Consider the following 11,127-nt stretch of genomic DNA (forward strand, 5'->3'; position numbering starts at 1 on the left):
CGGCGACGGCGGGCCGCCGCGCCCACCAGGCCGAAGCCGGCGATCAGCATCGCCCAGGTGGTGGGTTCCGGCACGCCGCCGAAGGCGGTGTAATAGCCGACGGTGTGGTTGTCGGACTCATATCCGGCGCTGCCCGACGCCTGATAGAAGCGGACGCCGTCGAAGCTGTCGCCATCGGTGAAATAGATGTTGATGAAGGCATAGGGCTCGCCAGCGTTCTGGCCGGCGAAGGGGCCGTCCGGCATGCCGCAATAAGCGCCCGGGCAACCGCCGGTGTTGCCGATCACGTCGGCCGGCTTGATGGTGGCGATCACTTCGCCATTCTTCAGGAACTCGAGCTGGTTGTTGCCGTCGAGCGCCGTCAGCCAGTAGCCGAAATAGGTGAGCGGGCTGCCGTCGCTGGTCGACAGGCTCAGCGTGTAGCCCGTGGTCGAGCTGATGGTGGCGAAGTTGCTGCCGTTGTCGCCGCCATATTGGTTGCCGGCGGCCACGTTCACGCCGGTGTAGACGCCGGTGATCACCAGCGGGTCATTTTCCGTGCCGAAGGTGGTGGTGAACGACTGGTTCGAGCCGACCGACCGGGCGTTGAAGGTTTCCACGCCGGAATAGTCGAACGTCGCCGTGGTGTTCTTCCTGCCGGGCTGCTCATAGTTGAACAGCACGGCCGCTTGAGCCGGGGCCACGAGCGCCATCGCGGCCACTGCACCAATCCAGAGTTTCATTCTCTATTCTCCTTGCACGACGGCAAATCCGTCGGATGCCAGGAATTCAGCAAGAACCGTGCCATCCAAACATCATACTGGAACAAAACAGATTCCATCGCTTTTTTTATGACACTGCCGTTACTCCTGTAAATCGTCCCGACAGTTTGCACTCCATGTGCAAAAAAGTGAAATTCGCTGTTTACCAAACACTTCCGGCGCATGAACCCGGCTGCAACCCCATCTTTCCGCCCCCGCATCGCAGCTTCGCGCCCCACCCCTTGCACTTTTATTGAAGCGTGGTGACATTGGGTCGTAAGCCGGACTCCCACCGGCAAGAGCAGGAAGATCAGATGCCCTCATTCTCGCGGGACCTCGAATCCACTCTCCACAACGCGCTGGCCGAGGCGAGCCGCCGCCGCCACGAATATGCGACGCTCGAGCATCTGCTGCTGGCGCTGATCGGTGACACCCACGCCTCGGTCGTGATGAAGGCCTGCGGGGTCGACCTCGACGAGCTGTCGGCGCAGGTCACCCGCTATCTCGACACCGAGCTGGGCAGCCTGAAGGCGGACAGTTCGGTCGACCCCTCCCCCACCGCCGGCTTCCAGCGGGTGGTGCAGCGCGCCATCCTGCATGTGCAATCCTCGGGCCGCGAGGAGGTGACCGGCGCCAATGTGCTGGTCGCGCTCTTCTCCGAACGCGAAAGCCACGCCGTCTATTTCCTGCAGCAGCAGGACATGACCCGGCTCGACGCCGTCTCCTACATCAGCCACGGAATCGCCAAGGCCCCGGGCATGAGCGAGACCAAGGCGCCCAAGGGCGCCGAGGAGCAGACGGCCGAGCGCGACGAGAAGAAAGGCGAGCGGCCCAAGGCCCCGGAATCGGCGCTGAAGCAGTTCACAGTGAACCTCAATGAAAAGGCGAAGAGCGGCAGGATCGACGTGCTGATCGGCCGCGAGGCCGAGGTGGACCGCACCATCCAGATCCTCTGCCGCCGCTCCAAGAACAACCCGCTCTATGTGGGCGACCCCGGAGTCGGCAAGACGGCGATCGCCGAGGGCCTCGCCCTGAAGATCATCCAGGGCGAAGTGCCGGACGTGCTGAAGCCCGCCACCATCTACGCGCTCGACATGGGCGCGCTGCTGGCCGGCACCCGCTACCGCGGCGACTTCGAGGAGCGGCTGAAGAATGTCGTTTCCGAACTCGAAAAGCTGCCGCACGCCGTGCTCTTTATCGACGAAATCCACACGGTGATCGGCGCCGGCGCCACGAGCGGAGGCGCGATGGACGCCTCCAACCTCCTGAAGCCGGCGCTGTCCTCGGGCGCGATCCGCTGCATCGGCTCCACCACCTACAAGGAGTTCCGCAACCATTTCGAGAAGGACCGGGCGCTGCTGCGCCGCTTCCAGAAGATCGACGTGAACGAGCCGACGGTCGAGGACACGGTGAAGATCCTGACCGGCCTGAAGCCGGCCTTCGAAAAGCACCACAATGTCCGCTACACGCCCGACGCCATCAAGTCGGCGGTGGAACTGTCGGCGCGCTACATCAACGACCGCAAGCTGCCCGACAAGGCGATCGACGTGATCGACGAAAGCGGCTCGGCGCAGATGCTGCTGCCGGAATCGAAGCGCAAGCGGGTGATCGGCGTGAAGGAGATCGAGGCGGTGGTCGCCACCATGGCCCGCATCCCGCCGAAGTCCGTCTCCACCGACGACAAGAAGGCGCTCGAAAGTCTGGACGGTGACCTGAAGCGCGTGGTCTTCGGGCAAGACAAGGCGATCGACCTCCTGTCCAGCGCCATCAAGCTCAGCCGCGCCGGCCTGCGCGACGCGAACAAGCCCATCGGCAGCTATCTCTTCTCCGGCCCGACCGGAGTCGGGAAAACCGAAGTCGCCCGCCAGCTCGCCCATATCCTCGGCATTCCGCTGACCCGTTTCGACATGTCGGAATATATGGAGCGGCATTCGGTCAGCCGGCTGATCGGCGCCCCTCCGGGCTATGTCGGCTTCGACCAGGGCGGGCTCCTGACCGACGCCGTCGACCAGAATCCGCACAGCGTGCTGCTGCTGGACGAGATCGAGAAGGCGCACCCGGATCTCTACAACATCCTGTTGCAGGTGATGGACAACGGCAAGCTGACCGATCACCACGGCAAGACGGTGGATTTCCGCAACACCATCCTCATCATGACGACGAACGCCGGCGCCGCCGACATGGCGCGCGAAGGCATCGGCTTCGGCGCCGGCCAGCGGGTCGGCGAGGACGAGGAGGCGATCAAGCGGATGTTCACGCCGGAATTCCGCAACCGCCTCGATGCGATCGTGCCGTTCGACTATCTGCCGCCGGCGATCGTCGGCCGGGTGATCGACAAGTTCATCATCCAGCTCGAAATGCAGCTGGCCGAACGCGACGTGCACATCTCCATCGCCGACGACGCCAAGGACTGGCTGATCGCCCGCGGCTACGACAAGCTATACGGCGCAAGGCCGCTCGCCCGCGTCATTCAGGAGACGATCAAGCGCCCGCTCGCCGACGAGCTTCTGTTCGGCAAGCTGGCGAACGGCGGCGAGGTGCGCGTCCACATCAAGGACGACCAGCCCGCCTTCGAGATCATCGCCGCCGCCCCCAAGCCCAAGCGGCAGAAGAAGAAGGCCACCGCCCTCCCCGCCCCGACGGAGGAAAAAGACTAGGCCGGGAAAAAGCCCCTCCCCCTGTCAGGGGGAGGGGNAGCCTCCGGCGGCCAGGGCTTCGCCCTGGACCCAGCAGGGGAATGTTTCCCCTGCACCCCCGATCCTCAAAGCCCACCCCCGTCACCCCGGGCTTGACCCGGGGTCCAGCTTTATTCCTCCACCGCGCTGCCGGTAGAAAAGCCGGCCTCCGGGCCAAGCCCGGGACGACAAGGCGGCTCCAACCTCCGCATTCGAATCCCCTCTCCTTCCCACATTGCCTTCCCCCCCGCTTCCCGCTATAGGCCCGCGCTTCGCGAGCCGGCACACCCTGGAGGTGCCGGGCGATGAACGATTGGAGAATCATATGTCTGATGTGCTGACGCTCGCCGCGGAAGCACGCGACCGGGCTGGCAAGGGAGCCTCCCGGGCGATGCGGCGAGAAGGCCGGGTGCCGGCCGTGATCTACGGCAACAAGGAAGCCCCGCTTTCCATCCACGTCGAGGAAAAGCGGCTGGTGAAGCTGCTGCAAACCGGCTTCTTCACCAACTCCACGGTGGAAATCGAGCTCGACGGCCAGAAATATCTCACCCTGCCGCGCGATGTGCAGTTCCACCCGGTGAACGACCGCCCGATCCACGTGGACTTCCTGCGCGTGGGCGCCAACACCCTGGTGGAAGTGAATGTGCCGGTGCGCTTCGAGAATGAAGCCGCCTCGCCGGGCCTGAAGCGCGGCGGCGTGCTGAACGTGGTGCGCCACGAAGTCGAGCTGAAGTGCCCCGCCAACGCCATCCCCGACTATATCGTCGTGGACGTGACCGGCTTCGACGTGGGCGACTCGATCCACATCTCGGCGGTGAAGCTGCCGAAGGACGTCACCCCGGTGATCGACGACCGCGACTTCACCATCGCCACCATCGCCGCGCCCTCCGGTCTGAAGAGCCAGGAAGCCGCCGAAGGCGAAGCGGCCGAAGGCTGAGCCATGCTGCTGTTCGCCGGGCTGGGCAATCCCGGCCCGGCCTACGCCCTCAACCGCCACAATGTGGGTTTCATGGCCGTGGACGCGATACACAGCGTCCACGGCTTTTCCCCATGGAAAGCCCGCTTCCAGGGCCTGACGGCTGAAGGCCGGCTGGGCGGCGAGAAGGTGGTGCTGCTGCGGCCCGCCACCTTCATGAACGAAAGCGGCCGCTCCGTCGGCGAAGCGCTTCGCTTCTTCAAGCTGGCGCCCGACGCCCTCACCGTCTTCCACGACGAGCTCGACCTCGAGCCCTTCCGCGTGAAAGTGAAGACCGGCGGCGGCGCGGCCGGGCAGAACGGCATCCGCTCCATCATCCAGCATGTCGGCGCCGATTTCCGCCGGGTGCGAATCGGCATCGGCCACCCCGGCCACAAGGAACGGGTCACCGGCCATGTGCTGGGGAATTTCGCCAAAGCCGATGAAGACGCCCTCGTCCACATGCTGGGCGCCATCGCAGACCTTGCGCCGCTCCTCGCCAGCGGCGATGAGGCACGCTTCATGAACGATCTGGCGCTGCGCCAACAGGAGAATTAAGCATGGGTTTCCGCTGCGGGATCGTGGGCCTGCCGAACGTCGGCAAGTCGACCCTGTTCAACGCGCTCACCGAAACGGCGGCGGCGCAGGCGGCCAACTACCCCTTCTGCACCATCGAGCCGAACGTCGGCAACGTCGGCGTGCCCGATCCGCGCCTCGGCGTGCTGGCGAAGATCGCCAATTCGCAGAAGATCATCGAAACCCAGCTCGGCTTCGTCGACATCGCCGGCCTCGTGCGCGGTGCGTCGAAGGGCGAAGGGCTGGGCAACCAGTTCCTCGCCAACATCCGCGAGGTGGACGCCATCGTCCATGTGCTGCGCTGCTTCGAGGACGACGACATCACCCATGTCGAAGGCCGTATAGACCCGGTGGCCGACGCCGAGACGGTCGAGACCGAACTGATGCTGGCCGACCTCGAAAGCCTCGAACGCCGGGTCCCGAACCTCCTGAAAAAAGGCCAGGGCGGCGACAAGGAGGCGAAATCCGCCGCCCAGGCGCTGCAAAAGGCGCTCGACCTGCTGCGCGACGGCAAGCCCGCCCGCCTCGCCGAACCATCCGACGCGGACGAGAAGCGGCATCTGGCGCAGGCGCAACTGCTGACCGGCAAGCCCGTCCTCTACGTCTGCAACGTGGACGAAGGCTCGGCCGCCACCGGCAACGCCTTTTCCGCCCGCGTCGCCGAAATGGCGGCTAAGCAGGGCGCCGGCGCCGTGGTGATCTCGGCCGCCATCGAGGCGGAGATCGTGACCATGGCCCCTGAAGACCGGCCGGAATATCTGGAAGCGCTGGGCCTCAAGGAAACCGGCCTCGCCCGCATCATCCGCGCCGGCTACGATCTTCTCCACCTCCTCACCTTCTTCACCATCGGCCCGAAGGAGGCCCGCGCCTGGACGGTGGAGAAGGGCGCCACCGCCCCCAACGCCGCCGGCGTCATCCACACCGATTTCGAGAAGGGCTTCATCCGCGCCGAAACCATCGCCTACGAGGATTTCGTGCAGTTCAACGGCGAAGCCGGCGCCCGCGAGCATGGCAAGCTCCGCGCCGAGGGCAAGACCTATGTCGTCCAGGACGGCGACGTGATGCATTTCCTGCACAGTAACTAGACGAAGATTCCTGTTCCCGGCAGATTGATTTCTGTATGTCGGCGGGCATGATGCCTGCCGAGCCTGGAGGGTTTATCTTGCGCTTTTCGGTTTTGTTGCTTCTAGCGTCTGTGGTCGTCAGTGGACCGGCTCTGGGGCAGAGCGATCAAGTGCTTATAGGGCCGGTCCCGTCCTGGGTGTCGTCATCGGAACCCTTACCCGTCCCCGAAAATGCCGGCGGGGTCATATTTGTGCGCCGAAGCGACTCTCTCGTTCGTCTCGACGAGAACGGCCAGTCACAATTTCTCGGCACTCATATCAAATTGCTCCACCCATCCGCGCTGGAGGCAGGAAATCTTTCGATTGCCTGGAACCCCGCCAATGGGGCCACCACCGTGCACATGATCAAGGTGCACCGCGATGGCGGGGTCATCGATGTGCTGGAAAAAACCAAATTCGAGATCCTGCGGCGCGAGAACCAGCTGGAGGCCGCAAGGCTCGACGGGACGCTGACCGCCGTCCTGCGTGTTCCCGACCTCCGCGTGGGGGACGAGCTGGAACTCGCCATGACCACCCTGGTGAACGACCCGACCTTGGGACAGAATAGCGCCGGGCTCCTTCTGCTGGCGCCAGACCCTCACCCGGGCCGTTACCGCCTCGGCATGAGCTGGGCCAACAATCAGGCTCCCAAACTGAAGATGACGGCAGACATGGCCGCAGCCATGCAGAAGACGGATCAAAGCGTGGATTTCCGCTTCGACAATCCACCTTTGCTGGCGCCGCCCAAAGACGCGCCGGCCCGCTATCAATGGCAGCGAATCGTGCAATACAGCAGCTTTGCCGACTGGGAGGCTGTCTCGCGCCACTTCAGCCCGCTTTACACGAAGGCGATCAGGCTGGACGCCAGTTCGCCGATCCGCAAGGAAGCGGCGCGCATCGCTGCGGCTCATCCCGATGATCTTGCGCGCGCAGCCGCGGCGCTGAAGCTGGTTCAGCAGGACGTTCGCTACATCTATGTGGGCTTGAACGGCGGCAACCTGACGCCTGCCACCGCGGAAGAGACATGGGAACGCCGCTACGGCGACTGCAAGGGCAAGACAGCCTTGCTGATCGCCCTGCTCTCCGAGATGGGTATCGGCGCCGAGCCCGTATTGGTCAGCAACAGCGGCATAGACGACGGGCTCGACGAACGGCTGCCCAACCCCGGGATGTTCGACCATGTTCTCGTAAGGGCACGAATCGGCGGACAGACTTACTGGCTGGACGGCACATTGCCCCCCGTTGTGTCGCCGGACGCTCGCCCGCCGTTTCCCTACAAATGGATTCTTCCGCTCACGGCGAAGGGCAATGGCCTTGAACCGCTGCCATGGCAGCCCGCCGCCAGCCCCCACGAGATCATGTTGTTCGACATCGACGCGCGAGCAGGTTTCGACAAGCCTGCCCGCGTGACGATGAAATCCATTCGCCGGGGTATCGAAGGCCTGCGGCAATATGTCGGCTTTTCCGCGCTGACCGCGGACCAGCTGCAGAATGGCCTTCGGCAGGAACTCACGGGCAATTCCTGGCAAACCGTTGACGAAGCGCGATGGCATTTTGACCAGAAAGCACAGGCAAGCGTGCTGACCGTCCGCGGCACCTGGGTGCAGGACTGGGACGACGACGGCGATGGCCAAAGATCGCTGACGCTGCCGGGCGGCGGCTTCAACCCACCTGAAAGACGGGGCAGGCCAGACGAGCAGGACCAGGAGCTTCCCTATTACAACAAGCCGGATTTCAGTTGCTCGGTGACGACGGTGAGGCTGCCGACGGGCACGGCTCTGGAAAACTGGTCGACAAACTCGGGCTTCGTCACCCGGATCTTCGGAAAGACCTATTACCGGGCTTTCGATACGCGCGACGGCACGATCCGAATGGTGCGCGGCCTGCGCGTCGATCAACCGGAAATCGATGCTGCCAGCACCCGCAAAGACAATGATCGCATCGCCGGCTTCAACAACAGCATGGCAAGGATTTCCTACGATCCCCACCGCAAGAAGGCTGCAAAGACCGCAAGCGTGAAAGTGCCTGCCACGGACGAGGTCGACTGGATAGCGGATTGGGCATCCTGCCTCCCGTCTTCCACCGGCCTGTAAATTCGGCTCGGCCCCTTCCCTAGCACCCCCTATCCCCACTATTCTTCCCCTATGGGGGCGATCGAACGAGCAACTGCACTGAAGAGCGAGCTGGAAGCCTCGCTCCTTCGCCTGTCGATCGCGGCGACCTTCTTGGTGTCGGGGCTCGGCGTGCTGTTCGGCCTCATCTCAGGCTCGCTCGCGATCCTGTTCGACGGCATGTTCTCGGTGGTAGATGCGGGGGCTACCTGGCTTATGCTGGTCGTCGCGCGGCTGGTGGCCCGGGAGAGCAACAGCAAGTTCCAATATGGCTATTGGCATCTCGAGCCGCTGGTCATGGCGTTGAACTCCGGCGTTCTGATGATGTTGCTGCTGTTCGGCTTCCTCGGAGCCATCCAGAGCCTTCAAACAGGCGGCCGCACCCCCGAACTGGGACCAGCCGTGGGTTACGCGCTCCTTTCGGCAATCATCTCGCTGGGCACATGGTTGTGGCTGTCGCGGCAGAATGAAAGGCTCAATTCCGCGCTGGTTCGACTCGACATGAAATCATGGGCGATGTCCGGGCTGATGGACGCGGCACTGTTGCTGACTTTCGTGGCAGCGCTAGTAATGCAATACAGAGGGTTGGAACGGTGGCTACCTTATCTAGACCCGGCCATCCTGGTGTTGATCTCGCTCCTGATCTTCCCCATGCCCTGGCAGGATGCAAAGATCGCCTTCCGAGACATCTTCCAGATCGTTCCACCTGAGCTTGACCGACATGTCCAGCAGGTAATGCAAAGCTTCGTCGAACGACATGGTTTCCAGTCCTACGAAAGCTATGTGACTCGAACCGGGCGCGCCCGGTTCATCGAGATTTCTGTGCTGGCATGGCCCGATATGCCGCCGCGTAGCCTCGAGCATTTCGACGATCTGCGCGCCGAGATCGGCGACGCCATCGGCGGCGGCGGGCCGGACCGCTGGCTGACCATCGTCTTCACCGCCGACCCGACGGAACTGTAGCGCCCTTTCGAACCGGAGGGAAAGTTGAGCAAATTCGTGCTTTGGCTCAAGCAGCACTGGCTGGTCACCCTGTTTGGGCTGCTGGCCGCCGCCATCATCGGCACCCCAATGTGATGAACGCCGCCGACAAGCTGCACGAGCGGTTTTTCCCCGCCACCGCCCCCTTCTCCGCGAAGGCCCTGAAAACCATGCTCGACCGCGAGACCGGCCAGACCGCAAGCGTCGACAAGGTGGAGGAGCTGGACCTCGACGGCGACGGCGCCACGGATGCCGCTTTCATCACCTACCGGCTGCTGGAAACGGACAGCCACGCCTCCAGCCTCTACGAGCAGCGCGACGGCAGCTATCGCATGCTGCTGGCGGACGGCTGGACCCGCAACCTGAAGCTGATCCGCGACAGGAAGGCGAGCTACGTCGTGCTATGGGCGCTCGAAGGCTCCGGCGGCTATCTCTCGCTGGACATCTACCGCCACGACCCGCTGCGCGGGCTGATCCAGGTCGATCTGGACGCTTTGGCGCAACCGGCGCGCAATTTCGACGAGCTGCTGGAATCCGTCGGCGCAAGCCATGCCGAGCCGCGCTTCGAAAAGGGCGGGCTGCTGCTGGCCGGCGCCGGCAGCAGCCTCGTCTTCACCGTCGAGGACGGCCTGCTGAAGCTCGGCCGGGAAAGCCCGGTGGCGGGAGCGGTGGGGTTCGGCGTGCGCAAGCTGCGCGTCGACGACCGGGCGCCGGGGCCGCACCCGGCGATCGAATATGATGGCCAGCCCGTGGAGCTGGTTCCGCGCGAAGGCCCGGACGGCGTCTATTTCGAAAACAGCCGTCCGCTCCGCCTGCGGTCCGGCGAGCGGCTGCAGATGACCCCGCTGGCCGAAAGCGCCCGGTGGGAAAGATCGGGCTTCTCCGACGACGCCACCAAAGCCGACAGCGTGCTGGTGGCGGGCGGCAGGGGCGAGGCGGTGATCGACCTCACCACCAACTGGTACACAGGCCCCCGCCATATCCGCCTGCGTTTCGAGATATTCTGACTTCAGCCCTTCAAAGCGCCAGTTCCGCCGCCCCCGGCAGCGGCAGCGGCTGGTGCGTCGCCGCCATCACCAGCCCGCCGGCCGCCCGATGCGCGGCGATCGCCGCCAGCAGCCGCTCTTCCGAGGCGGCGTCCAGCGCGTTGGCCGGCTCGTCCAGCAGCCACAGCCTCGCGCCGCTGGCGATGGTGCGGGCGATCGCCACCCGCTGCCGCTGGCCGGAGGAAAGCTGCCCGCAGCGGAAATCCAGCAGCGGCGTCACCGCCATCGCCTCCGCTGCGGCCAGCATCGCCGCGCGCGACGCACCGTCGAGACCGGCCCAGAAGGCCAGTTCCGTTTCCACCCGCCGATCCGGCTTCAACGCCTGTTCCGAAGCCAGAAGCGCCGTCGGGAAGGGGTTGGCGAACGCCCCTTCATCCGGTTCCAGCAATCCCGCAACCAGCCGCAGCAGCGAGGACTTCCCGGCCCCGTTGCGCCCGGTCACCAAAAGCGCTCCGGCTTCCGCCATTTCGAAGGAAAGCCCCTCGAACAACAGCCGGCCGCCGCGCACCAGCGCGATCCCCTCGGCCCTCAGCATGGCAACGCCGAACAGGATTGGCCTTGAACCAGGCCACCCGTCTCCCCGGGCTTGACCCGGGGTCCAGCTTTCTTTCTCCAGCACCTAACCAGGCAAAAAGCCGAGCCCCAGGCCAAGCCAGAGAAAACGCAGCCGGACCAGAATCGCAGGTTTCCCCCTCGAAGCGAACCGCTACGGCAAGAATTCCACCCTTGCCTTCGCCGCCTGCCTTCCTTATGGCCCGTCCTTCGTCGGGGCGTAGCGCAGCCTGGTAGCGCATCAGACTGGGGGTCTGAGGGTCGCAGGTTCGAATCCTGTCGCTCCGACCATTTTCTCACCGAACAGGCAGCCGGTTGCATGGATAGCGAAAGCTGCCCGTGCCCCGCGCTGCCTGTCGGGCAGGCAGACGGCAGCGGCAGCGGATTT

Annotated in this window: 9 protein-coding genes and 1 tRNA gene; 8 read left to right on the top strand and 2 right to left on the bottom strand. The window is 64.5% G+C overall.

What is annotated here, in order from left to right:
- On the bottom strand, positions 1–722 hold a 722-nt coding region (locus tag L6Q21_RS04920), incomplete at its 3' end, for an Npun_F0296 family exosortase-dependent surface protein (protein ID WP_237829524.1).
- Positions 723–1,054: 332 nt separating this feature from the next.
- On the opposite strand from L6Q21_RS04920, the gene clpA reads away from it, so the two are divergent.
- The 7 genes from clpA to L6Q21_RS04955 all read left to right on the top strand — a co-directional run bounded on the left by clpA (position 1,055) and on the right by L6Q21_RS04955 (position 10,148).
- Positions 1,055–3,397 (top strand): ATP-dependent Clp protease ATP-binding subunit ClpA, encoded by a 2,343-nt coding sequence (gene clpA / locus L6Q21_RS04925; protein ID WP_237829525.1) that lies wholly within the window; start codon positions 1,055–1,057, stop codon positions 3,395–3,397.
- Between the two features lie 343 nt (positions 3,398–3,740).
- Positions 3,741–4,352 (top strand): 50S ribosomal protein L25/general stress protein Ctc, encoded by a 612-nt coding sequence (locus L6Q21_RS04930; RefSeq protein WP_237829526.1) that lies wholly within the window; start codon positions 3,741–3,743, stop codon positions 4,350–4,352.
- Positions 4,353–4,355: 3 nt separating this feature from the next.
- Entirely contained in the window at positions 4,356–4,928 is a 573-nt protein-coding gene (gene pth / locus L6Q21_RS04935) for an aminoacyl-tRNA hydrolase (protein ID WP_237829528.1), read from the top strand.
- A 2-nt stretch (positions 4,929–4,930) separates the two neighbouring features.
- Positions 4,931–6,031, top strand: a complete 1,101-nt coding sequence (gene ychF, locus L6Q21_RS04940) for a redox-regulated ATPase YchF (RefSeq protein WP_237829530.1) — start codon at positions 4,931–4,933, stop codon at positions 6,029–6,031.
- A gap of 50 nt (positions 6,032–6,081) precedes the next feature.
- The gene (locus tag L6Q21_RS04945; protein WP_237829567.1) at positions 6,082–8,142 is read left to right on the top strand and encodes a DUF3857 domain-containing transglutaminase family protein; all 2,061 of its coding nucleotides are present in this window, start codon (positions 6,082–6,084) and stop codon (positions 8,140–8,142) included.
- 51 nt (positions 8,143–8,193) lie between these two features.
- Positions 8,194–9,123 carry a cation diffusion facilitator family transporter gene (locus L6Q21_RS04950; RefSeq protein WP_237829532.1) on the top strand — a complete coding sequence of 310 codons (930 nt, stop codon included), beginning with the start codon at positions 8,194–8,196 and terminating at the stop codon, positions 9,121–9,123.
- 113 nt (positions 9,124–9,236) lie between these two features.
- A complete protein-coding gene (locus L6Q21_RS04955; protein ID WP_237829534.1) occupies positions 9,237–10,148 on the top strand; it encodes a hypothetical protein in 912 nt (303 codons plus the stop codon).
- Between the two features lie 10 nt (positions 10,149–10,158).
- Here the strand turns inward: L6Q21_RS04955 and ccmA are convergent, their stop codons facing one another.
- Positions 10,159–10,722: a heme ABC exporter ATP-binding protein CcmA gene (gene ccmA, locus L6Q21_RS04960; RefSeq protein ID WP_237829535.1), complete on the bottom strand. Its 564-nt coding sequence runs from the start codon at positions 10,720–10,722 to the stop codon at positions 10,159–10,161.
- Between the two features lie 231 nt (positions 10,723–10,953).
- Here ccmA and L6Q21_RS04965 point away from each other — a divergent pair.
- Positions 10,954–11,030, top strand: a tRNA-Pro gene (locus L6Q21_RS04965).
- Positions 11,031–11,127 lie beyond the last annotated feature (97 nt).

The sequence above is a fragment of the Sandaracinobacteroides sayramensis genome, assembly GCF_022014495.1.
GTDB classification, from domain to species: domain Bacteria; phylum Pseudomonadota; class Alphaproteobacteria; order Sphingomonadales; family Sphingomonadaceae; genus Sandaracinobacteroides; species Sandaracinobacteroides sayramense.